The organism is Ruegeria sp. F11, assembly GCF_056533855.1.
Window position 1 is genome coordinate 261,713 of record NZ_JBQFOW010000005.1, and the last position, 22,414, is coordinate 284,126.

The window sequence follows — 22,414 nt, forward strand, 5'->3', positions numbered from 1 at the left end:
GAAAGGGCAAAAGGCCATGCCTCTTGAGATCGTCACTATCCCCTGTCTCAGCGATAACTACGCCTTTCTGGCGCATGATGCCGCCAGCGGCGACACCGCACTGATCGACGCGCCCGAGGCGGGGCCGATTCTGGCCGAACTGGACAGGCGCGGCTGGAGGCTGTCGCACGTCCTTTTGACTCATCACCATTGGGATCACGTGGACGGTCTTGCAGGGATTTTGGAAAAGCAATCGGCCAAGGTGATCGGTGCCGCCGCCGATGCCCACCGCCTGCCGCCGCTGGATCAGCAGGTGAGTGAGGGCGATACATTCGAAGTCGGGGGCGAGCCGGTCGAGATGCTGGATGTCTCGGGCCACACGGTCGGTCACGTGGCATATTACATGCCTAAAAGCGCGGCCGTTTTCACCGCTGACAGCCTGATGGCCTTGGGTTGCGGCCGCCTGTTTGAGGGTACCGCGCCGCAGATGTGGGCCTCGCTCAGCAAGCTCGCTGCCCTGCCAGACGAAACAATCGTGTGTTCTGGTCACGAATACACACAATCCAACGGCAAATTTGCCATCACAGTCGACCCCGACAACGCCGCGCTGCAGAAACGCATTGATGATATTGCGCGCGCCCGTGCAGCCGGAGAGCCCACGGTTCCGTCCTCTCTGGCATTGGAAAAGGCCACGAACCCGTTTTTGCGCGCAAAAGACCCGGCGATTCAGGCGCATCTGGGGATGGAAAATTCTGACCCTGCGTCAGTTTTTGCGGAAATTCGAGCGCGAAAGGACCGGTTTTAATGCACAAATGCCCCTCTTCACGGTCACGGTCACAGGAAATTAGACTGTCAAGAGGAAGAAAACCCTTGAAGCCGCGCCACGATCAACCAAACTCTAATAGTATGAGGACATGGTTGGGATGGGGTTCCGGCCAAAAACCCGCCCCCTTCTGACCCAAGACAGAGGAGCACCCGCGTGCCTTCATTCTCGAGCACACTGGAACAAGCCATCCACGCGGCCTTGGCGGCTGCGAATGAACGGCGACATGAATTTGCGACGCTGGAACATCTGCTGCTGGCGCTGCTGGAAGAACCCGACGCGATCCGGGTCATGAAAGCCTGCAGTGTCGATCTGGACGAGCTACGCAGCACTCTGGTCGAATTCATTGACGAAGACCTGTCAAATCTGGTCACCGATATCGATGGGTCCGAAGCGGTCCCCACTGCTGCTTTCCAGCGGGTCATTCAACGCGCCGCGATCCATGTGCAAAGCTCGGGCCGGACCGAAGTGACCGGGGCCAACGTGCTGGTTGCCATATTCGCCGAACGCGAAAGCAATGCCGCTTATTTCCTGCAGGAACAGGACATGACCCGCTATGACGCGGTGAATTTCATCGCCCATGGCGTGGCCAAGGACCCGGCTTATGGCGAAAACCGCTCGGTCTCGGGCGCAGATCAGGTGGAAGAAGAGGTTCAGGCCAGCACGGGCGAAGGCGAGCAAAAGGAAAGCGCGCTCGGCAAGTATTGCATCGACTTGAACGCAAAATCCCGCGCGGGCGACGTTGACCCGCTGATCGGCCGCGCCGATGAGGTTGAGCGTTGCATTCAGGTCCTGTGCCGCCGCCGCAAGAACAACCCGCTGCTGGTGGGCGATCCGGGCGTGGGCAAAACTGCCATTGCCGAAGGTCTGGCTCATAAGATCGTCGCCGGTGAGGCCCCGGATGTACTGGCCCACACGACAATCTATTCGCTGGATATGGGCGCGCTTCTGGCCGGAACCCGCTATCGCGGCGATTTCGAAGAACGTCTGAAAGCGGTCGTGACCGAACTGGAAGATCACCCCGACGCAGTGCTGTTCATTGACGAGATTCACACTGTTATCGGCGCAGGCGCGACATCCGGCGGGGCCATGGATGCGTCGAACCTGCTGAAACCTGCACTGCAGGGTGGCAAGCTGCGCACGATGGGCTCGACCACCTACAAGGAGTTCCGCCAGCATTTCGAAAAAGATCGCGCGCTGAGCCGCCGGTTCCAGAAGATCGACGTGAACGAGCCTTCGGTCGAGGACAGCGTAAAAATCCTGCGCGGCCTCAAGCCCTATTTCGAAGAGCATCACGAGATCAAGTATACCGCAGACGCGATCAAAACCGCCGTAGAACTGTCGGCCCGCTACATCAACGACCGCAAGCTGCCTGACAAGGCCATCGACGTGATTGACGAAGCAGGCGCGGCTCAGCATCTGGTCGCGGAAAGCAAACGCCGCAAGACCATCGGCGTGAAAGAGATTGAGGCCGTGGTCGCCAAGATCGCCCGCATCCCACCCAAGAACGTCACCAAGGACGATGCCGAGGTTCTGAAAGACCTCGAAGCCTCGCTGAAGCGCGTGGTGTTTGGTCAGGACTTGGCGATCGAGGCGCTGTCGAGCGCAATCAAGCTGGCCCGTGCTGGTCTGCGTGAGCCTGAAAAGCCCATCGGCAACTACCTGTTTGCCGGCCCCACCGGTGTGGGCAAGACCGAGGTGGCGAAACAACTAGCCGATACGCTGGGTGTGGAATTGCTGCGCTTTGACATGTCGGAATACATGGAGAAGCACGCGGTGTCCCGTCTGATCGGTGCACCTCCGGGTTATGTGGGGTTCGATCAGGGCGGTCTGCTGACCGACGGTGTCGACCAGCATCCGCATTGCGTGCTGCTGCTGGACGAGATCGAGAAAGCCCACCCGGACGTGTTCAACATCCTGCTGCAGGTGATGGACCATGGTGAGTTGACCGACCACAACGGTCGTACGGTGAACTTCCGCAATGTGGTGCTGATCATGACCTCGAACGCAGGAGCGCAGGAACAGGCCAAAGCCGCCATCGGCTTCGGTCGCGACCGCCGCGAGGGCGAGGATACCGCTGCGATTGAACGCATGTTCACGCCGGAATTCCGCAACCGTCTGGACGCCGTGATCTCCTTCGCGCCGCTGCCGAAAGAGGTCATCCTGCAAGTGGTCGAGAAATTCGTCCTGCAGCTTGAGGCGCAACTGCTGGATCGCGGTGTAACCATCGACCTGACCCCGAAAGCCGCCGAATGGCTGGCAGACAAGGGCTATGACGACAAGATGGGTGCCCGTCCGCTGGGCCGCGTCATTCAGGAACACATCAAGAAGCCGCTGGCCGAGGAGTTGCTGTTTGGCAAACTGGCCAAGGGCGGTGTGGTGCGTGTCTCGGTCAAGAAAGGCGAGTTGAATCTGGAGATTCTGGGCCCGGACCAGCGGCGCATTCCGGGTGATAAGCCGCCGTTGTTGACCGCAGACTAGGATCACCACCGATCTGACATTGAAAGCCCGCTGTCTGACCAGCGGGCTTTTGTTTTTCAGGATGCGGACGGTTAGCGCCTGGCCAAGTCCTCCATCGGCCGCCAGCCGTTTAATGGCTTCCTGTCCTGCGCTCTGAACTGAAACCAGTTACCGCCGCCTCCGGGACCCTGATCATGTATCCTGTCAATCGGCACACCGGCCAAGGCGCAGAACAGCAACGTGCCAACGCCGCCATGGCCGACAAGCAAAACATCCCCCTGCCCCGGCTCGGAAAGGCACTCTGACACCGCCCGCACGATGCGCGCCTGCGCGTCGGAGGCCGTTTCCCAGCCGTGTATGCTGTCATCGGGATTGTCGAAGAACTGATCGGCCACAGTTTCAAACTCATCTGGCGGCAGAAAACCCGTCGCGCTGCGGTCATTTTCATGCATGTCCAGGCGGATTTCGAACTCTACCCCCAATGCATCAGCCAGCGGAGCAGCGGTTTCGACGGCCTTTGTCTCGGCGCTGCTGATGATCCGCATTGTCCCTTCTAGCGCGCCCAGGTTTTGCGAGAGAAATGCAACACGAGACCTGCCGGTTTCGTTCAGCGACCAGTTCGGTATGTCCACAGAAGGCTCAATCAGCACCTGCGGATGGCTAAGGTACCGAACAACGCGCTGATCAGCCGCCACAACCCTATCTTTCCGTCAGTTTCAACTCGATCCGCCGGTTCTGCGCCCGCGCTTCCGGCGTGTCTGCAGGATTGACCGGCTGGAACTCTCCGAACCCGTTGGCCGCGAGGCGATTGGGCGGAATGCCCAGCGCATCAACCATGTAGCGTACCACCGACAAAGCGCGGCCCTGGCTGAGTTCCCAGTTGTCCCTGTAGCGCCCCGATCCGGCCAGCGGCACGTTGTCGGTATGCCCGTCGACCCGGATAACCCAGTTCAGGCCGGGCGGAATTTCTGCCGCCACGGTGCGTAGGATATCGGCGACCTTGGCGACCTCCTGCCGGCCCTCGGGGGACAGGATCGCCGAGCCGGTGGCAAACAGCACCTCGGACGAAAACACGAACCGGTCGCCTTCGATCCGCACGCCTTCCTGATCTCCCAGAACATCGCGCAGCCTGCCAAAGAATTCCGAGCGGTAGCGCTGCAAATCCTCGGCCTGCTCCGCCAGTTCTTGATTTTGACCGGCCAGAGCTTCGGCCTCGGCCTCCAGACGCTTGCGCTCGGCCTCTTCCAGCAAGCGGCGGCGGCGCTCTTCCGAGGCGGCACGGGCCAGCGCGGCGTTCAGGTCCTGACCCAAGGTCTGGATCTGCACCTCGGCAGCGGCATTGCGTTCTTCGAAATCATCCAGCAGGGCTTGCAGCGATCCCAACTGACCGCGCAGGGCCGCGACCTGTTGGTTCAAAAGCGCGGCCTCACGCTGTGCTTCCTCTGAAATCGCTTTCTCATCGGACAACGTGTCGCGCGCAACAGCCAGCAGGGCATCGCGTTGCGCGGCCAGCGCCGTTTGCGCGTCCGCCTCGGCCTGAGTCTGCGACTGAGCCTCTAGCGCGGCCTGCAGTTGCGCCTTCAATTCTTCGGCGTTCAACTCCCCGAACTGCCGTTCCAACTCGGCCTTTGCGGCCTGCGCGGCGGCCAGCAGGGTTAGCGTATCTTCAGCCTCTTGCCGCTGCGCTTCCAAGGCCAGCGTCATCGCCGTCAATTCCGCATCCGCGTCCTGCAGGCGGGTGCGCAGATTTTCGGCGGCGGCGGCTTCGGCCAGCCGTGCGGCCTCTTCATCCGTTAGCTGTTGTTCCAGATCGGCGATCTGCGCCGCGCGATCTTCACCGCTTTGTTCCAGATCGGCCACCAAGGCTTCCAGCGCCCCGCGGCGGGCGGCGGCGAGACGGGCCGCCTCGGCTTGTGCATCAATTTCATTGCGGCTTTGCGCAAGGGCCAGGTTCAGCGCTTCCTGCTCGGTCAGTAGCTGTTCCCGTTGGGTTTCCAAAGCGGCAATGTCCCCCAAAGCCCGTTCCTGATCGGCCAGCAAAGCGGCAACCTGAGCTTCGAAATCGGTGATACGCGTCTGCGCTTGATCCAGCGCGGCGGCCTGCCGGTCCCGTTCAACCGTCAACGAAGAAATCAGCGCCTGCGCCTGCGCCAGATCGTCTTCGGCCTGCGACAGGGTGGTGTTCAGCGCGCCAAGCCGGGCCTGCAACCGGCTGTTTTCCCGTTCCTCAAGCCCCAGCGCCCCGGCAAGGGCGGTAATCTCATCCGCAAGGGTGGTCAGTTCATCCTCCTGCCCCGAGATGGTTTCGCGCAGCACAAACTGGATCACCATGAAGATGGTCAGCACGAAGGTCAGCACCATCAGCAGCCCCGTCATCGCATCCACGAATCCGGGCCAGACCGAGCCCTGGAACCGTTGACCTGTGCGGCGGGACAGGGCCATGGGTTACTCTCCGTCCGGCGTACTGCGTACCGCGCCACGCGGCAGCGTCAACGCCTTGACCAGCAGTTCGATATCCTTGCGGAATTCGTTCATGCTCTCCTGCCGACCGGCCGAGATTTCTTCGAGGATGCGCAGCAGTTGCACGTCCATCGAGCGCAGGCGCATGCGGCTTTCGGCATCAATCCCTTCGCCCGCGCCGTGATCGCGCATGTGATCCAGCAGCGCGTCCTGCCCCAAGGCCACCCGTTCCAGCGCGGCGGTGACGCCTTCGGTCTCGGACTGCCGTGTGTTCATCTGGCCGATCGCATCCACCAACTGACCCAGCTTGGCCGAGACCTCGGCCCGGTCCAGTTCCTGCGCCGAAAACAAGTCCTGCAGCGCGTTCATCTGTTCCGACATCGCGTCCAGAACCGGGGTCAGAACCTCAAGTTCAGGCCCCGCGCCATCTTCGACACCGGCAAAGCCGACGCGGGTGATTGAGGACAGCCATTCCTCCAACTCGCGGTAGAAGCGGTTCTGACCATGCCCCGCGAACAATTCCAACAAGCCGACGATCAGCGAGCCCGCAAGCCCGAGCAGGGACGATCCGAACGCAACGCCCATGCCCTGCAACTGCGCCTCAAGTCCCGTCATCAGGCGGTTGAAGACGGCCAGCCCTTCCTCGCCCTCCTGCGGGTTCAGGCTGCGGATCGTGTCGACGATGGCCGGGACTGTGGTGGCCAAGCCAAAGAAAGTACCCAAAAGGCCTAAGTAAATCAGGACGTTGGTGATATATCGCGTGATCTCACGCTCTTCCTCGACCCGTTCGGCAACAGAATCCAGAATAGACCGCGTCGACGTACTGCTGATCTGCGACCGCGCGCCCCGTTCGCGTAGCAGCGAGGCCAAGGGTGCCAAGAGCTGCGGCGTGCGGGCATCTTCCCGCACAACGCCGCCGACAAAGGCCTCGATCCAGCGGACCGAGCCGATCAACTGCCCGACCTGATAGAAACAGGCGAACACGCCGATGACGAAGACCAGCAGGATAAAGCCGTTCAGATAGGGGTTGGCGTAGAAAACCGGCAGCACGTAGGGCAGCGCCATGAACACCCCAAGCCCCGCAAGGCCAATTGCGACCAACATCATCACAATCTGACGAATGGGATGCGAGAAATGGGGTCTTACGCCCTGTCGTGCCTGCGCCATGCGCGTGGTTCCCGGTACTTGCCTGCTCTGGCCCGAATCTAGCGAAGTTCCGCCGGTGACGCCAAGGGTTTATGCGGTAAGGGTCCGCACCCGTTGCGACAACCACTCAAGATCGGGATCGCGCAGCCCGATCTCGGCCAGATGTTCGGCGGTATTGTACAGATATTCGGTGTTCGGCCCGCGCCCGCCCACCGCATGGGCGATGATCTGGGCCTGCTCTTCCAGCGGCAGGCCACCGCAATACTGCACGTGGTCCGCGTCGATGACATAGATCACCGCATTCACCACCTCACCGCCCTTCAATTCCACATCCAGCATCTTCTCGACATAGGCCGACGAGATCAGTTCGCGCTCGCGCAGTTCCTGCAGCGTGCGGTCCTCATGCCCGGCCTCGACCGCCAGCGCCAGGCCGGTGCAATGGGCATCTGCCTGCTCGTCCAGCGCCAGCACGAGGCCCGGATTTTCCTCGGTCCCGCGATGGTGGATGGAACTCATGCAGAAGGACCGCGCGTATCCGTGCAATGTCGCGTGTTCGCTGCGGGCCACCGGGAAACCCGGATTCCACAGCAGCGATCCATATCCGAAAACCCACATCGTCATTGCACTGGTCCTTGCTCGTTTGGGCCTATAAACATCAATTTCAGGGCAGGAAAAAGGGCCATTCCTCATGCGCCGACTGATACGCGTGTTCATTTTTGCAGCCGTCGCATGGAGCGCCTACTGGTTCATCGCCGGATACGGGCTGCGCAATGCCATCACCGGATGGTTCGACCAGCAGCAGGCGCAGGGCTGGCAGGCCGATTTCTCGGATGTCGCCACCGCCGGGTATCCCACGCATCACACGACCCGGCTGAACAACCCGGCCCTTGCGGACCCGGTCACCGGCACCGCCTGGAGCGCTGACTGGATCGAGTTCCAAAGCCCCGCCATCTGGCCCGGGCGGCAGGTGTTACGCTTTGCCGACACGCCCCAGCGGCTGTCGTACTTCGACCAAACCGCGACGATTACAGCGAACGACCTGACTGCCGAGTTGCAACTGCAGCCCGGTGTCGCGCTGGTTGTGGAGAAATTGGCCCTAACCGCTGGCCCTTGGTCCGTCACCGAAGAAACCGGCCCCGTCGCGGCCGGTGAAACCTTTGGCCTGGTGATGGAACAGACGGCCCAGCCCGAGGCCTATGCCATCACCGCCGAAATGGACGGCTTCGCGCCCGGCGAGGATTTGCGCAGGCTGATGCGCTCGGCCACGACCCTGCCGCAGGCGTTCGAGGCGCTGGAACTGGATATGCTCGCCACCTTTGACAAACCCTGGGACCGCAGCGCGCTGGAACAGGGTCGCCCGCAGCCGGTCGCCATCGACCTGAAACTGGCCGAGGTCAAATGGGGCGAGTTGCGCCTGTTTGCGACGGGCCATCTGGACGTGGATGCGCAAGGCATCCCGACCGGCGAGGTCGCGGTAAAGGCCGAAAACTGGCGGGATATGATCGCAATGGCCAACGCGGCGGGCGCTTTGCCGGATCAGGCGGTAGACCCTGTGACCACGGCGCTGAACTTTCTGGCAGGTCTTGGCGGCAACCCGAACGCATTGGACGTGCAGTTGAATTTCCGCGACGGATTTGTGGCCTTGGGCCCGATCCCGCTGGGCCCTGCCCCGCGCCTGATCCTGCGTTAACGGCAGTATGGTCCGGTGCGGTAGCGCGCCGTGTCCAGATGGAAATGGTCGCGGTGGTAGCGATCCGAATTGGGCCCCAACACCGTGCCGAACGGCCCACAGGCCCCGCGCCAGATCTTCTTGAGCTGCTTTTGCGAGGGGTTCTTGCGCCAGCCGTCATAGACGGTGACAACCTCTCCATCCGCCATCACGAAGCCCGAGATATCGATGGCGCGGCCCTTGCCATGTTCCGACACCCGCGCGCCCTTGCGGTTGTTGCGGGTCCGGCAGGCGTAGTGCGCCGCCACCTGTAGCTGTACCACTGGCCCACGCCGTTTGAAGGTCGGTTTGACCGTTTTGTCGACCCATTTGTTTAGCGCAATGGCGGTGCCGCAATCCATCGTCGAAGGGCGGCTGAGTTGCACGCCTGAGACCGAGGTGATCTGCACCGCATCCTTCACCCCGCACGCCTTGATCCGGCCCGGCACTTTGCCGACCGCTTTGCCCTGAATATCAATGTCGCCGCAAACCGATCCCTTGCGCAGTTTGCGTTTCTTGAACAGCACCTGCTGCTCCAACGATTTGGGCCGCATGTAAGGCATCAAAGAGGTATCGGGGCCCAGCAAGGGCAAATCTGCCCGGCGCGCGGCAACGGCCTGGATTTGCGGTGAAACCGGGCGCGTTTCTGGTCTGATCTTTGCGGTGATCGCCAGCGGCTCTGCCGTGGGAAGCGCTGCCGAAGCCAGCGCCAGATCCGTGTATTCCGCCGGACGTGCGGCTGGGACCAGAGACTTTTCCAAAGGCGCGGCCTGACCCGTTGCGGCGTAAAACACCGCCAAACCGATCAGAAACCGCCCCCAAAGCCCTGTCATCAGCTTGATTTCCCCCGTCCGAAATCGGGGGCATCCGTATCCTGCCCCGCGTCGATGATGCCGCGCCGGATGGCACGAGTACGGGTGAAATAGTCGAAAAGATGGTCTCCGTCACCTGTTCGAATGGCGCGCTGCAGGGCAAAAAGTTCCTCAGTAAAGCGCCCAAGGATTTCAAGCGTCGCATCCTTGTTGGTCAAAAACACATCGCGCCACATGGTCGGGTCCGACGCGGCGATCCGGGTGAAATCGCGGAAACCGGCGGCCGAGTATTTGATCACCTCGGTATCCGTCACCCGGCGCAGATCATCGGCCACACCAACCATCGTATAAGCGATCAGGTGCGGTGCATGAGAGGTCACGGCCAGAACCAGATCGTGGTGATCCGCGTCCATCTCATCGACATAAGACCCCATCCCTTCCCACAGCCCGCGCAGGCGAGAAACGGCCTCGGGGTCCGAGCCTTCGACCGGGACCAGCAGGCACCAGCGGTTGTCGAACAGTTCGGCAAAACCGGACTCCGGCCCCGAATGCTCGGTCCCCGCCAGCGGGTGCGCGGGGATGAAATGCACACCCTCGGGAATATGTGGAGAGACGTCCTGAATGACGTGCCGCTTGACCGAGCCTACATCGGTGACCGTCGCGCCGGGCTTCAGCGCCGCCGAAATCTGACTGGCGACCGCACCCATCGCGCCGACCGGGACACACAGCACAACCAGATCGGCCCCGTCGACCGCCTTTTCCACCGTGTCGCAGACCCTGTCGCACAACCCGATGCGGCGGGCGGTGTCGCGGGTGGCCTGAGACCGGGCATAGCCGGTGACCTCGCCCGCCAGACCGGCGCGTTTGATGGCCCAGAACATGGACGAGGCGATCAGGCCCAGCCCGATCAGCGCCACGCGGTCGTAAATCTGGCTCATGCAGCGCCCCCTTTGAACGCGGTGATGGCCGCAACCACGTGGCGGCAGGCCTCTTCATCGCCCACGGTGATCCGCAGGGCATTCGGCAGGTTGTAGCCCGCAACCCGGCGCACAATCAAACCCTGGGTTTTCAGGTAATCGTCGCAGGCCTCGGCCTCGGCCTGATCGGCAAACCGCGCGAGGATGAAATTGGTGCAGGACGCGTCCGAAGGCACGCCGATTTTAGCCAGTTCATCCGCCAGCCAGACCCGCAGGCGGGCGTTCTCGGACTGGCAAAAGGACAGGAACTCGACATCGTTCACCGCTGCTTCAGCCGCCGCCAGCGCGGTCAGCGACAGGTTGAACGGCTGACGCACGCGGTTCAGCACGTCGATGATCGGCTGTTGCGCATAGCCCCAGCCAACCCGCATGCCGCCCAGTCCGTACACTTTCGAGAAGGTCCGGGTCATGATGACGTTCTCATGCCGGTCGACCAGAGCCGCACCGCCGTCGAACCCATCCACGAATTCCGCGTAAGCACCGTCTAGAACCATCAAGGTTGTGTCCGGCAAGCCTTGAGCCAAACGCTCCAGTTCCGCATCCGAGATCATTGTCGAGGTCGGGTTGCCCGGGTTGGTGACAAACACGATCCGCGTCTTGCCTGTCACCGCGTTCAGGATGGCGTCCACATCGACCTTGCGGTCGCGTTCGGCCACCATGACCGGCGTAGCCCCGGCCATCCGCGCGATGATCGGGTACATGGAAAATCCGTGCTCGGTGTAGATGGCCTCATCCCCCGGCCCGGCATAAGCCTGAGCAATGAATTGCAGCACCTCGTCACTGCCGACGCCGCAGACGATCCGTGCGGGATCAAGCCCGTGCCGCGCCCCAATCGCCGCGCGCAGGCTGGCATGGTCAGTGCCGGGATAGCGATGCAGGGTGGCCGCGCTTTCACGCGCCGCCTCAATCGCCTTGGGGCTGGGACCAAACGGGTTTTCGTTCGAGCTGAGCTTGATCACATGCTCCACCCCCGCCACCTTCGACTGGCCGCCCTGATACAGCGCGATATCCATAATGCCGGGTTGTGGGGTGATCTTGGTCATGAAAGGCTCCGTTGATTGCGCCCCTCATACCCGCCTCAACGCCTTGAGAAAAGCGGCAATTCCGTCATGCCGTTTTGAAGCAGGACGTTGCCGGGTTCGGAATGGTTTCCCGGGCATCGCCCGCAGCCTGACCCGCACCGCAAAAGGAAAAGGCCGCACCCGAATGGCGCGGCCTTTCCAAATTCGAAACGTCGGCGAAGATCAGTTCTTCGCGTAGAATTCGACGACCAGGTTCGGCTCCATCATCACCGGGTAAGGCACATCGCCCAAGCCCGGTGCGCGCACGAAAGTGGCAGTCATTTTGGAGTGATCGGCGTCGATGTAATCCGGCACATCACGCTCGGCCAGGCCAACAGCTTCCAGAACAACGGCCAGTTGCTTGGACTTGTCGCGCACTTCGATCACGTCGCCTTCTTTGACGCGATAGCTGGGGATGTTGACCCGCTTGCCGTTCACTTTGACATGGCCGTGGTTCACGAATTGACGTGCTGCAAAGACGGTCGGCACGAACTTGGCGCGGTAAACAACGGCGTCCAGACGGCGCTCCAGCAGACCGATCAGGTTTTCACCGGTGTCGCCTTTGACACGCTCGGCTTCGGCATAGATGCGGCGGAACTGCTTCTCGGTCAGATCGCCGTAGTAGCCTTTCAGCTTCTGCTTGGCGCGCAGCTGCAGACCAAAGTCCGACAGTTTGCCCTTGCGGCGCTGGCCGTGCTGGCCGGGGCCATATTCACGACGGTTGATCGGGGATTTCGGACGACCCCAGATGTTTTCGCCCATCCGGCGGTCAATTTTGTACTTGGCAGACGTGCGTTTGGTCACGGCTGATCTCCTTCGTTGTGGTCGAAGGCGCTCCCCTGCTAAGGGAGTAGGCGCCTACTATGAAGGGCGTTGTCCTCTTGAGGTTTCCCCCATGACAGGCATCCCCTTGCGGGGGCCACCAACACCAATGAAGCCGCGCTTATATCCGCCGATTGTGCAGAGTCAACAGGCCGCGCCGGACAACGGCATATTTTTATGAGAAACAAGCGGGGCGACCAGCGCCCCCTATTCACATCCCGCCTAAGTGGTCGTTACTGAGCCGGAAAGACGATGACTGTGGATCGGCTTTCCATTGCGGGGTTTTGCACGACCGCAATTTCGGTAATCTCGCTGATCCAGAAATCCTGATGCCGCGGCGGGCAGGTCCCTTCGAAAACCAAAACCGGATCGCCGCCTTCCGCGTCAGCAATCAGATCCGCGCTGAATCGCTGCGCCCCATTGGACAGGGTAACGGTCCCGACAATCTGGCCCGAGGGTTCACGGCCCCCCAGCACTTCGCCGCTGGTCCGGGCCACAACGCCGCCGGCTGTCCCCGCCTGCTCAAGGTTCTGGCTACAAGCAGCAGCCAACGCCACCGCCTGCCCTCGCCAGGACCACGCAGCACCAACGGCCATAAAGGCCAAAGGCGCAGCCTCGAGCCCGTCAAGTTCCGTTTGTTTCCAAGAAATGGCTATACGACCGTTTGATCCGGTTCTCATTTGCCTGCTCGCACCTTTTGACTGCCCACCACTTACTCACATTCTACTATCAGTCCCGATTCCGGCGGAAAAGAGACCGAAATGCAGCAATCAGATGAATGTTGCAGAAGTGAATCAGAAGGCTGGACCGGTCTAAGACTAACGCGTTGAAAACTGGTCCTTCGCCTGTTTGTTCCGTTGGGCATAAATAGCCCATAATCGGCAGCCCCCAAAAAACTAAATCATTGATTTTTATATATATTTAGTATCACCTTTGATTATGCCGCGGCCACTTCGCCCATCTTGACAACTCATTGTCGCCCACAAAAAAATTTGGGCAACAAAAAAGCCGCCCCGAAGGGCGGCTGTTACTTCAGCTTTTGTTCTTCTAGAATTCTGAGGTTCTGTAGAGCTCCACTCCCGCCGCTTTGGGTTCCCAAACTGGCAAGATCCCTCGAGATTTTAATTTCCTTCGGGCTTCCGGAACTGTTGTTGCCATTCTCGTCGCAACGTCGGTGATCTTTTGGTAGTCCACCTTGAAACGGTCCACGCTAGCAGGGCTGACAAGATCACGCATCTGCCCCATGTGTCTAGTTTGTCCGCAAATTTTCAGAACCGGTTCCATTCCGTCTGGTGGAGTTCGAAGAAGGAAGTCGACTGAGGTGGCAGAAAGGCCAAGCTTTCGCGCGACATCCGAAATCGATTTCCCGGGAGAACCAGTTCGGCAACCGAGTTTTTCACCCACTTCTGCCACGTCAACAAGTACAGATTGGTAACGCAGTTCTTCGTCGAGAAGCTCAACTCCAGTTAGTTGCATTTGGAGCAACAGTTCGACAATCTTGACAGCGGGCACTTTCAAGGCTTCAGCCGCATTGGTAATTCCCAACATACGCTCTGAGGGTTCAGAAATGGGCTGTCCGAAACTTCGCAAGCGGTTCACAAAACTGTCCAGGTCGTTGGCGTCAACTCCCTGAGCAATGCTCCTTCGGCCATCTCTACAGCCCGCGATTGGTTTAAGCATCCCAGCTTCGATGAGCTGCGCCACTTGGGGCCGTTTGCAGCCTAGATATTTTGGAACCTCAGAAATCGGAACCGAACGCCGCATCCTCCTGAGAAGGTCTTCAGAACGAGCAACGTCAATGGCTCCGAAATCCCGTTTCGCGTCATAGTCCGCAGGCAGTAGATCGGCGACCATCAGCGCATTTTGAACAGTTCTGGGATGCACACCAAACTTCTGGCTCAGTGACACAACAGAATGACGCCGCCGCTGCACAACGGGTTCTCCAAACAGAATCGTTCCCGCACCAATTGGCATGGTTTCCAGAATATGTTCACGGAAAACCTGCCGAAACGGCCCAATCGGTTTTCGGTTTTTTTTGAACTGAATCCACTTATAAAGAACACCGAACACACCTTGCGGCCCGGCTTGGACCTTGGAGCATGGCGTCTTCTTCTGCACCGCTTCAAGCCCTTCTCGAACGCCTTCGGGGCCACATCGAGTAAACTCGTAACCAACAGCCCCGGCCAAGTCCCAATCCGCTTGCGATAGACTTGGAAGATTTGCATTTGGACCAAATGCGATACACGCACCGAGCATTTCAGATGCACGTGAGGCTAGATCAATCAGCTGCCCGTCTAGCCACTCTGGCCCGGGGTGCCCTTCAAGCCTGGCTTCAAGGTAAGATTGCAGTTCAGAGACGCGCCTCTGTTTCCCAATTTCGGCCAGCTTTGCCAATCGCGCTTCGTCTGGCATATGGGCAGCCAAATCCAGAAAGAGATTGCCTCGGCCTCTCCCAGGCTCTCGGACCAAAGGAACGGAATGAACGGGACAAGTTCTCACAGGTGAAAAAGCCCAATTGATCTTCCCAACCGGCATTCTCAACGACTCAGGGCAGTCCGAGATGTCGTTCAAGATGCATTGCGGGCAATAACTTACCCGATTGCCCGCAACGAATTCTGAATGGAACTCTTCTTCTCGATGTTTGTAGTAGCGAAAGGCAAGCTGTTTGTATCCGCCCTGCGTAAGTCGCTCCGCAGGAATGCCGGTCAGCTGATACATCTGCTCAACCGCGTTGTCTCGGGTCCTGGCGAGGTCCTGAAGCGGAATACGCACAAAAGAAGAAAACTCTTTCGCAGACATATCACATTGAACACGGGCGAACCGGCTGACCCATGAAACAAAGCTCTCACCTGGCAAAATGGGCATCATTGGCAAAATTGTACTCAATGAATCAACCCCGTCCAACTTGCTGATGTTGCCGCCGGGTTCGTTCTGCATCAAACTCTTCGGCGTCGCTATCGATCTCCAGCGCTGCCCAATCATTGATCTCGAACACGTTTTGATCCCAAGAACAGCCTTCTTGGATGCTCCAAGCTTCCGCAAAATGAGATCGTTTCAAACAGCAGCTCTCTTCGTAGAGGGCTTGTTCGATGGCCGCGAGAATAGTCTCGATTGCTCTTCCGAACAGACCCCGGCTGCCATGGATAAGTCGCCTCAGTGTATCCGGTTCGATGTCGGCTCGGATGCCGGCCATCTGACAGTATGTATCAATCAAGCCTTGAAGATTTTGTTCGTGGTGGCCCACGACGAGCGGTCGAGACATGATTTTTCTGAACCGTCTGTCAACTTGCTGGTCATAACGCGCCACCTCAAGAAGCCGGTCAGTGCCACTGAGAACGAGAACCACTGCTTGGTCTCCTTGCATCAGCGATTTCAGCGTTTTGAGCATGTCGTCAATCTCACGTGCTGAGCGTGACAGGAAAACGTCTTGGGCTTCATCGATCCAAAGCACGACGATGCCCGACAACGACAAGCGATGCTTCACGACACGCCAGATGTCCCAAGCGGGGGCCCGCTCTGAAACGTCGTTCATTCCAAGTTCTCCGAGAATGGCGCGGCCCAGGCTTTTGAGTGTCGCTGGACTTGGCACCTGAATGCGGATGTACCGAGGCAAATCCTGCCCCGTCGCCGCTTGCAACGCCGGGTGGCGACTCAGAACCCTGTGAACCGCGGTAGTTTTGCCATCCCCCGGCTTTGCAACAACCATAAGCCCCCTGGCCTCAAGCCCTCCTGCATGGAGTTCCGGAGCAGGCAACCTACCACCTTGCTGGTCGGGTTGAAGCAAACGGTCAAGTTCACGCGTAATTTGGTGGTGCCGATTGTTTGTGAAGTACTTGGCCCGCAACGACTGCATAATAGTCTGAGGATCAATAACTGGGTTGGTCTGGTTCATTTGTCACCCTCCTCGTCGCTCTCCCAAACATCTTTTTCAACGAGTGGATGACGGTCCTGGTTACCCTCGTCCTCGGACAAGTAGTCCGGTTTTTTCGGAGCAACGGTAGTGCCAAACTGCGTTGGCCCCTGTTCCAGCCGTGTCTCAGACGAGGAAACGGTGAATCCGACAAACAGTTCTTTTTCCAACGCCGCCATGCGTGTCTCAGAGTAGACCTGTGAAACCAGACCAAACTCGAGCGTTTTTTTGAGGTTCATTGCGTCAATGGCTTCAAGCGCCTTTGCTACGACATTTTGCTCCCACGCCCTTTGGCGCGGTTCAGCACTCTTCATCTTGCGTCGAGCTGCAACCCACTGTTGTGCATGAACACTGTCGAATTCTTCGTAAACCGCTGGCACTTCATGCCAATATTCCCCAAGCTTCACAGAGATCGTCCCAATGTTCTCAGGCAACCAGCTGACTTGCAGATCCTGCTTGCCACGATGCGCAAACCACTCCGCCAATTGCTCTGAGTGGTACTGAACACCCAAGACTGTGACACCTGATTTACTCAGAGTCCGTTCAAGTCTTTTTCCAAAAATCAGCCGCCTCTTGCGCATATCAGGCGTCGCCTGCGCGGGGAAGTTGCCGTCCGCGATGTCTTTGTTCCACTGCTCGAGCGGCGTCCGGCCGTGCAGACCTTCATGAGGCGTATTATGGTAAACGTCCACAATCCAGCGCACCAGCGCAAAGCACAGATCTTCTGTGTTCAAGCAGGTGCGCTCCTCTGTCGGATGTTCTCCGCGTTCAATCGAATTCGAAAACGTGCGACCATGAAGTCGGGCAGCAAGCCCCGTCGATGCAGTCTTGAAAAACCTTTCGACTGTTCCGCGCATACCGGGCATGCCGGCGATGGTTTTTTCAACGGTAATTCCCAGATCCAGGCAAGTGCTGATGAACTCTTGCGATTTGTAGGCAGCTCCATTGTCAGTAACAAGGACTTCCGGCAAACCAAACATGTCCCAAGCCGCTTCAGCGCCTACGGCATCCACCCATGCACCTTTGTCCTGTACCGCCATTTGCAAGCAATCGATTGCCGTAGCGGATTTAGGGTTCTTCGTCAGTTTCATCGCAAGAATGCAGCGACTGCGGCAATCAATCATGACAGACAACCACCAACGTGTGCTCTTTGCCCCCTTTTCGCCAAGCAAACCAAGGTCCTCGAGCTCTTTCTGATTGAACAGTTCGCCAAGACCTGTGCTGTTCACAAGGGTGCAAAGATCGACCCGCCATTCATCCATTTGAGCCTTTTGGAGCAATCGAGAAGTCTCAATTCCCCGCCCTACCGGCTTGCAGCGTTTCATCGCCTCGTCGTACCCGTACCGGTGCAGCAAAACTTCGAACTCACTATAGCTCTTGATGCATCGGCGCACTGCATCGCGACTAGGCACGCGGAATGGGGTCAGACCCTCTTTTTCACGTTCCTCGTTGACCCTTTCAAACGCCCGCTGAACGTCTTCGGTAGTCTTCTTTTGAGTCGGTCGGTTGAGATTGAAGTAACTTTTTCGTGTTTCTGCATCGAGCAATTTTTTCTCTTCGGAGCTGAAGTAACTATACCGATTTCCGCGGTTATGAACGCTATCGATGAGACCAAGCTTGCCGTTGCGACGATATGCAGTCACCCACTTCCTCAGTGTGGTCGCATGGACGGGCTCAACGCTCCCTACAATCCGTTTGCCGCCCTGACGACGACGCCGCTTTCCAGACCGAATTTCTTCGTCGCGCATGCACTCTTCTGGGGTCCGCATCTCTTCCGAGGCAATTGTTGCGGCCAATTGACAAATTTCCGCCATACACTCCTTGATCGACTTGTCATTTGGTGAGACACGATCCTCGCTTTCCAGCTCCAGATATGCGCTTACCAAGCTGTAGCGTTTCCAGAACCGCTCTTTCTGCTTTTCCGTCAAATCGAACAGCGAGATAGAGTTATTGAAGTTTTGATTGCGATCCGCCTTGGGCAGGAAGTGGTTACGTTCATGCACAATTTCGCCAGAGGCGTTGCGACGGCTCAATTCTTCATAACCAAAAAACTCGGCAAGTCCTGATCCGGAAGTTGGGTAAAGGACATAGCCGTTTGCAGTTTTGCCGGCCAACCGCATACGTTTGCCTGCAATAGTTACGCGGTCATGCATCGAGATTTCGAAGCGGCTTTTTGTTGAAGCGCTTGCGGTATTCTTCGCTTCAGCCATTTTCTTGGTCAGATCATAGTGAACAGTCATGGGAATTATCCTTTCCGTTGGACAAGTGTTTGGGGGTCGATGATTTCGCGGGTAAGTGGCACAAGGTGTTGAGCGGCAACCAAGCGCACGAGCGCTCGCCAACCGTCGGCACCAAGTCCAGTTTTGATTGTAAGGTCACGCAGCGAGGCTGCGCCCAGAAGGTCTTGAGCTACATTCCAAGCTACGTCGTCAGCACTAGGCATAGGCTGCCGCACGCCCCAGAAAAGCTCTGCATTCCTCTTTTCAACCTGATCTGCGCTGCGTTCCGTCAGGATACGTACTTCATCGCAAAAGCCAGACTGAACGGAGAACCACGCAACCTCTTGCATTTTTTCTACAAATACCGACTTCGTGGCCTGAAAGCTTGGCTTTACGGCGAAAGCAACTTTAGAGCCTCCACGGATGTGCGCCACGTAATCAAACACATGCTCTCGCACCTTTTCGCTGAAGCCATTCCAACGGAACCGCACTTGATCGAAGATGTCTTCAACCTCGAGCTGCGCGTGCATTACCAGCAGATTGGCCAACTCAAGATGAGACTCCGCCTGAACCCTTACACCCGGGTTTGAACCGATCACGGTGTAAGCAGTGCAATGGCGTTTCGCGGCTTTCGCAATGGCACGGTCTGAACGAAAATCTGACGGGAGCCGGATTCCGTCAGGAAAGTTCTTCTTCATGTGAATACCTCACGTCTTATCGAGCCCACCGAACGCGTTCGGTAGAAAAACTCGTGATTTGAATTTTGGTGGGAAGCAGGCGGCCGAAACCGCCCGATCACACGGCTATTCGCGTGAGATTCAAGAAACGCGGAGCAAAAGAAGGAGTGATGTCGCGATGGCTATCGCAACACATCTTCAAGAACCCCAAAAGTTTTGTAGTAAACGCCATGACAAGCGCCTCATATCGACTTAGTGCCTACAGGAGCTCACAGCAGAAGAAGGATATGTGAACCTATCGCTGAAGAGAGCTACCAACGGATCGGAAACTCAGAAAACCCGTATCTGATTGGGCGCGATATGATGGTCAGCATTTTGCATGGGCGTTCCTCGTACTCAAAACTCGGAGGTCTGCGCAAGGGAAAAGATGCGGGTACAGATGACGTGACTTTTACGCCGATAAAGTGTGACTAATTTGTCAGATCATTCGACCCCACTCTAAACAACTGGCTACCTCCTTGATTAGCCGATTTGTGCTTTTCGTCTTTTTCAACGAAAAGGTGCCTCCGAACTCAGCACTGCGTCACCAGCAGCAAATTTATCTACAACGAATGGCATATCTCTCAGCCTCGCGTTCATTTCGTGCACCCCCCAGTTTGGGATAGGTTCGACACGCCAATCAGCATACCAAATTCCCGCAGAATTCTCAATAAGGTACTGTTTTTAAACATTTATCCTTGGGAGCTCTTGCATTGCAAAATGCGACCCTGAATTAGGCTCTGCCTAATTCACTTCTTCCGAGTAAGGATAAATTGAAAGAGAGATAGTTGTCGTTGCGGCATGAGAGAGCGCTCAAGTGTAAGAATAGAATTCCTTCACTTTAGTCTGGTCAAATGGCCTCAACAGCCAGATCACCCGTGTCCTGAGCGAGGTGATTCGCCGCTTGTTGAAACTGGAGCCGGGGCTCTTTGGAACCCACGACAGTCTCCGCTCATTGTGGTCCGACACTATCGCAGTCAATCAATCGGGACGGTTTCGCGGCGGTTAGTCCAATAGTGATATTGCGCCGATTCGGCTGCGGACTGGCAGCGCGCTAGTCACGTTCGCAGCAACTGGCGTGGCTCGCGAAACTCCAACAGCCCAGGTGTCGATATTTGGGGTTTCATGCTATTGATACAGGAAGAATTGGCCCGACAGGGGCGTAAAAAGCCAGTCAACAAGCATTGCTCAGATGTCTAGCACCGGAGTGAGTTGGAGAAGTTTCAGCCGTTCGGAATAGTAGATTTGAATTTACGAACAGCGCAACGATACCGACTTTGAGTTTTTGGCCTTCGCTGGCGTAGCAATATCCTGTTCATGCGGCGCATCCGCTGTTGCAACGCGGCTCACGTCGCAAAAACGGTCGTCCATGAAACTCGAAGTGGTTGAAATAAAAAGTGTATTTTTTGCTGCGACGAGGTCCGAGAAACCAGTCTCGCAATATTACACCTCATTAAAGGCGAGGAGGTCAATAGCCTGACCCCCATACAGAAACCGAAAACAGCCTAGATACTACTGAAGCGTCCAAAAAAAAATAAGTGGGACACTAGAAAGTCAGTTTTCATAGACGAAATAAATCTCATCGCGTAGCATGCCTTCTGAATCCAGATTATTACTGGAGTGCGACATTGTGAATTTGAAACAACCGATATTCCATGCTTCGAATATCTTACTCGGAGCGGCTGCGTTTCTTGTGTTCTACACGACGAGCGGTAAAGCAGGCGACGGTTCCAGTCCTGAAATCGAGTTGGCCCAAGCCTTAGTTCAGCAAGGCTTTGGACAAAATAACCTAGGTCAACAAGGCCTCGGACAGCAGGGCTTTGGACAAAACAACCTAGGTCAACAAGGCCTCGGACAGCAAGGCTTTGGACAAAATAACCTAGGTCAACAAGGCCTCGGACAGCAAGGCTTTGGACAAAATAACCTAGGTCAACAGATTTGGGGCCAGCCAAATTTGGGACAGGGAGATGTAGCCCTTGGCGGTGAATTCACCACCCGCGAGCAAGTCCAAGAACATTTCGGAAATTTGTTTGGAAATATAGGCTCTTACGATGCGAGTGCAGATTACGATTTGTACGATTCCCGCTCCAGCATAATAAATTTTTGGATTAGGCATGATCAAACTTACGAGAACTACCGTGCTGAAATTGCTTCCTCGCGTCCAGGATTGGCTTCCCGAATGGGAGAAATAGGACGGGTGGAAAATCTCAATCTTGATGAGGTTTTGTCGCAACTTGAGGCGCACGGCTTTTACACAGGGTTTTTAGAACGTGATGCCGTGACAGAGCCGAAATGGCTTAATTTTCATTGTGGTCCACTTGCAGCGGTATCGCCGGTGACGAATTTTGCATGCGGACCTCTTGCCGGTCCTGTAGCTGACCCAACGGCACACTGCGGTCCCACTTCGGCATGCGGACCCAGTGCTGGCCCCATTGCTCCGCCAAGCTTAAGCGGTGGAGACCCTTGGGCCGGTTTATCTGGCGGTAGTGGGTCGCCGGTCTTTGCCGGTTTTGGGTTTGAAGCTGCCTCGAAAGATTCCGGTTCACCAGCTGCAAGGGCAAATCGTCTTTCATTTCCGACAACTGTAGCCTTGCAGTACGAGGCTGGAGCAGTGCGTTGCAGCGGCACGTTAGTCTCGCGAAAAAAGGTGTTGACGGCTGCCCATTGCGTGTGTGGTGCAGCACCCCTCGATGCCTTTTTCGGCGAAACTGTCGTATTGCAGAATGTTGTCTTGCCCGGAGTTAGAGCTTCCATACCCTTAAGCTCAAACATTGAGTTTTACGATGATGCATTTTGCGATCACTACAACTCGAACGCGGAGGAAGCGCTTAGAAGTAGGATTGATCTTGCACTTATTGGTTTGGACCAAGAGCTGCCCGCTCTACTAGCCAGGACGATACTACCTCTCGATCCAATAATTGGAATAAACGTGGCAAGTGCTAAACCTTGGAAACTGTTTGTTGCAGGCTTCGGAGAAAGCAACAATCGGTGGTGGCCAGGAAACAAGAGTTATGCGGAAATCGATTTCTATAGCCGCCCCTGTACGACTAACGACGAGACCCAGAACGGGTGCAAGGCTGGTTCCGAAATCTCGGCCGGTCGTTCCCCAGCTGACACTTGCTATGCAGATAGCGGTGGAGGGCTTTACGTTCAGCAAGGCCTAGGACAAGAGATGATTCTGGTGGGCGTGACAAGTAGAGGGATTTCCTCTGCGATCCAATGCGGGGATGGCGGTATCTATACATCGCTGGAATACGAACCAATTAGGGTTTGGCTGACAGAGAATTTAAATGATTGAATAACTTGAAACTTATTGAAGGG

Annotated in this window: 18 protein-coding genes; 5 read left to right on the plus strand and 13 right to left on the minus strand. The window is 57.3% G+C overall.

Annotated elements, in window-relative coordinates; all coding sequences use genetic code 11:
• Positions 1 to 16: 16 nt before the first annotated feature.
• Both gloB and clpA read left to right on the plus strand, forming a co-directional pair.
• Positions 17 to 784 carry a hydroxyacylglutathione hydrolase gene (gene gloB / locus ACR0NJ_RS08900; protein WP_480816775.1) on the plus strand — a complete coding sequence of 256 codons (768 nt, stop codon included), beginning with the start codon at positions 17 to 19 and terminating at the stop codon, positions 782 to 784.
• A 174-nt stretch (positions 785 to 958) separates the two neighbouring features.
• Positions 959 to 3,283, plus strand: coding sequence for an ATP-dependent Clp protease ATP-binding subunit ClpA (gene clpA, locus ACR0NJ_RS08905; RefSeq protein ID WP_480816776.1), 2,325 nt, complete (start codon positions 959 to 961; stop codon positions 3,281 to 3,283).
• A 71-nt stretch (positions 3,284 to 3,354) separates the two neighbouring features.
• Here the strand turns inward: clpA and ACR0NJ_RS08910 are convergent, their stop codons facing one another.
• The 4 genes from ACR0NJ_RS08910 to ACR0NJ_RS08925 form a co-directional block, all read right to left on the minus strand.
• Positions 3,355 to 3,957, minus strand: coding sequence for a histidine phosphatase family protein (locus ACR0NJ_RS08910; protein ID WP_480816777.1), 603 nt, complete (start codon positions 3,955 to 3,957; stop codon positions 3,355 to 3,357).
• 4 nt (positions 3,958 to 3,961) lie between these two features.
• Positions 3,962 to 5,704 (minus strand): peptidoglycan -binding protein, encoded by a 1,743-nt coding sequence (locus ACR0NJ_RS08915; RefSeq protein WP_480816778.1) that lies wholly within the window; start codon positions 5,702 to 5,704, stop codon positions 3,962 to 3,964.
• A gap of 3 nt (positions 5,705 to 5,707) precedes the next feature.
• The gene (locus ACR0NJ_RS08920; RefSeq protein ID WP_480816779.1) at positions 5,708 to 6,889 is read right to left on the minus strand and encodes a biopolymer transporter ExbB; all 1,182 of its coding nucleotides are present in this window, start codon (positions 6,887 to 6,889) and stop codon (positions 5,708 to 5,710) included.
• Between the two features lie 69 nt (positions 6,890 to 6,958).
• Complete coding sequence (locus ACR0NJ_RS08925) at positions 6,959 to 7,489, minus strand: gamma-glutamylcyclotransferase (RefSeq protein WP_480816780.1); 531 nt, start codon at positions 7,487 to 7,489, stop codon at positions 6,959 to 6,961.
• A gap of 67 nt (positions 7,490 to 7,556) precedes the next feature.
• Between ACR0NJ_RS08925 and ACR0NJ_RS08930 the strand changes: the two genes are divergently transcribed.
• A complete protein-coding gene (locus ACR0NJ_RS08930) occupies positions 7,557 to 8,558 on the plus strand; it encodes a DUF2125 domain-containing protein (RefSeq protein WP_480816781.1) in 1,002 nt (333 codons plus the stop codon).
• On the opposite strand, the gene ACR0NJ_RS08935 is transcribed toward ACR0NJ_RS08930, so the two are convergent.
• Genes ACR0NJ_RS08935 through hisC form a run of 3 tightly spaced genes read right to left on the minus strand, consistent with a single transcriptional unit; the run spans position 8,555 to position 11,408 of the window.
• A complete protein-coding gene (locus ACR0NJ_RS08935; RefSeq protein WP_480816782.1) occupies positions 8,555 to 9,409 on the minus strand; it encodes an extensin-like domain-containing protein in 855 nt (284 codons plus the stop codon). The two genes, ACR0NJ_RS08930 and ACR0NJ_RS08935, sit on opposite strands and share 4 nt — an antisense overlap.
• Positions 9,409 to 10,326 carry a prephenate/arogenate dehydrogenase family protein gene (locus ACR0NJ_RS08940; protein ID WP_480816783.1) on the minus strand — a complete coding sequence of 306 codons (918 nt, stop codon included), beginning with the start codon at positions 10,324 to 10,326 and terminating at the stop codon, positions 9,409 to 9,411. The genes ACR0NJ_RS08935 and ACR0NJ_RS08940 overlap by 1 nt, the downstream gene beginning before the upstream one ends.
• Positions 10,323 to 11,408, minus strand: coding sequence for a histidinol-phosphate transaminase (gene hisC, locus ACR0NJ_RS08945; protein WP_480816784.1), 1,086 nt, complete (start codon positions 11,406 to 11,408; stop codon positions 10,323 to 10,325). The genes ACR0NJ_RS08940 and hisC overlap by 4 nt, the downstream gene beginning before the upstream one ends.
• Between hisC and ACR0NJ_RS08950 the strand changes: the two genes are divergently transcribed.
• Entirely contained in the window at positions 11,407 to 11,625 is a 219-nt protein-coding gene (locus tag ACR0NJ_RS08950) for a hypothetical protein (RefSeq protein WP_480816785.1), read from the plus strand. The genes hisC and ACR0NJ_RS08950 overlap by 2 nt on opposite strands.
• Here ACR0NJ_RS08950 and rpsD read toward each other — a convergent pair.
• The 6 genes from rpsD to ACR0NJ_RS08980 all read right to left on the minus strand — a co-directional run bounded on the left by rpsD (position 11,610) and on the right by ACR0NJ_RS08980 (position 19,075).
• Positions 11,610 to 12,230: a 30S ribosomal protein S4 gene (gene rpsD, locus ACR0NJ_RS08955; RefSeq protein ID WP_480816786.1), complete on the minus strand. Its 621-nt coding sequence runs from the start codon at positions 12,228 to 12,230 to the stop codon at positions 11,610 to 11,612. The two genes, ACR0NJ_RS08950 and rpsD, sit on opposite strands and share 16 nt — an antisense overlap.
• A gap of 251 nt (positions 12,231 to 12,481) precedes the next feature.
• Entirely contained in the window at positions 12,482 to 12,928 is a 447-nt protein-coding gene (locus tag ACR0NJ_RS08960) for a hypothetical protein (RefSeq protein ID WP_480816787.1), read from the minus strand.
• A 367-nt stretch (positions 12,929 to 13,295) separates the two neighbouring features.
• The gene (locus ACR0NJ_RS08965) at positions 13,296 to 15,185 is read right to left on the minus strand and encodes a TniQ family protein (protein ID WP_480816788.1); all 1,890 of its coding nucleotides are present in this window, start codon (positions 15,183 to 15,185) and stop codon (positions 13,296 to 13,298) included.
• Positions 15,139 to 16,140, minus strand: coding sequence for a TniB family NTP-binding protein (locus ACR0NJ_RS08970; protein WP_480816789.1), 1,002 nt, complete (start codon positions 16,138 to 16,140; stop codon positions 15,139 to 15,141). The genes ACR0NJ_RS08965 and ACR0NJ_RS08970 overlap by 47 nt, the downstream gene beginning before the upstream one ends.
• Entirely contained in the window at positions 16,137 to 18,398 is a 2,262-nt protein-coding gene (locus ACR0NJ_RS08975; RefSeq protein WP_480816790.1) for a DDE-type integrase/transposase/recombinase, read from the minus strand. Before ACR0NJ_RS08975 ends, ACR0NJ_RS08970 begins: the two co-directional genes overlap by 4 nt.
• A 5-nt stretch (positions 18,399 to 18,403) precedes the next feature.
• Positions 18,404 to 19,075, minus strand: coding sequence for a hypothetical protein (locus ACR0NJ_RS08980; protein ID WP_480816791.1), 672 nt, complete (start codon positions 19,073 to 19,075; stop codon positions 18,404 to 18,406).
• A gap of 1,609 nt (positions 19,076 to 20,684) precedes the next feature.
• On the opposite strand from ACR0NJ_RS08980, the gene ACR0NJ_RS08985 reads away from it, so the two are divergent.
• A complete protein-coding gene (locus ACR0NJ_RS08985; protein ID WP_480816792.1) occupies positions 20,685 to 22,391 on the plus strand; it encodes a trypsin-like serine protease in 1,707 nt (568 codons plus the stop codon).
• Positions 22,392 to 22,414 lie beyond the last annotated feature (23 nt).

Excerpts from the sequence above, each read along its gene's own strand:
- gloB (WP_480816775.1), top strand. The coding sequence starts at position 17 with ATGCCTCTTGAGATCGTCACTATCCCCTGTCTCAGCGATAACTACGCC.
- ACR0NJ_RS08915 (WP_480816778.1), bottom strand. The coding sequence starts at position 5,704 with ATGGCCCTGTCCCGCCGCACAGGTCAACGGTTCCAGGGCTCGGTCTGG.
- ACR0NJ_RS08920 (WP_480816779.1), bottom strand. The coding sequence starts at position 6,889 with ATGGCGCAGGCACGACAGGGCGTAAGACCCCATTTCTCGCATCCCATT.
- ACR0NJ_RS08925 (WP_480816780.1), bottom strand. The coding sequence starts at position 7,489 with ATGACGATGTGGGTTTTCGGATATGGATCGCTGCTGTGGAATCCGGGT.
- ACR0NJ_RS08930 (WP_480816781.1), top strand. The coding sequence starts at position 7,557 with ATGCGCCGACTGATACGCGTGTTCATTTTTGCAGCCGTCGCATGGAGC.
- ACR0NJ_RS08935 (WP_480816782.1), bottom strand. The coding sequence starts at position 9,409 with ATGACAGGGCTTTGGGGGCGGTTTCTGATCGGTTTGGCGGTGTTTTAC.
- ACR0NJ_RS08940 (WP_480816783.1), bottom strand. The coding sequence starts at position 10,326 with ATGAGCCAGATTTACGACCGCGTGGCGCTGATCGGGCTGGGCCTGATC.
- ACR0NJ_RS08950 (WP_480816785.1), top strand. The coding sequence starts at position 11,407 with ATGAAAGGCTCCGTTGATTGCGCCCCTCATACCCGCCTCAACGCCTTG.
- hisC (WP_480816784.1), bottom strand. The coding sequence starts at position 11,408 with ATGACCAAGATCACCCCACAACCCGGCATTATGGATATCGCGCTGTAT.
- ACR0NJ_RS08960 (WP_480816787.1), bottom strand. The coding sequence starts at position 12,928 with ATGAGAACCGGATCAAACGGTCGTATAGCCATTTCTTGGAAACAAACG.
- ACR0NJ_RS08965 (WP_480816788.1), bottom strand. The coding sequence starts at position 15,185 with ATGCAGAACGAACCCGGCGGCAACATCAGCAAGTTGGACGGGGTTGAT.
- ACR0NJ_RS08970 (WP_480816789.1), bottom strand. The coding sequence starts at position 16,140 with ATGAACCAGACCAACCCAGTTATTGATCCTCAGACTATTATGCAGTCG.
- ACR0NJ_RS08975 (WP_480816790.1), bottom strand. The coding sequence starts at position 18,398 with ATGACTGTTCACTATGATCTGACCAAGAAAATGGCTGAAGCGAAGAAT.
- ACR0NJ_RS08980 (WP_480816791.1), bottom strand. The coding sequence starts at position 19,075 with ATGAAGAAGAACTTTCCTGACGGAATCCGGCTCCCGTCAGATTTTCGT.
- ACR0NJ_RS08985 (WP_480816792.1), top strand. The coding sequence starts at position 20,685 with ATGCCTTCTGAATCCAGATTATTACTGGAGTGCGACATTGTGAATTTG.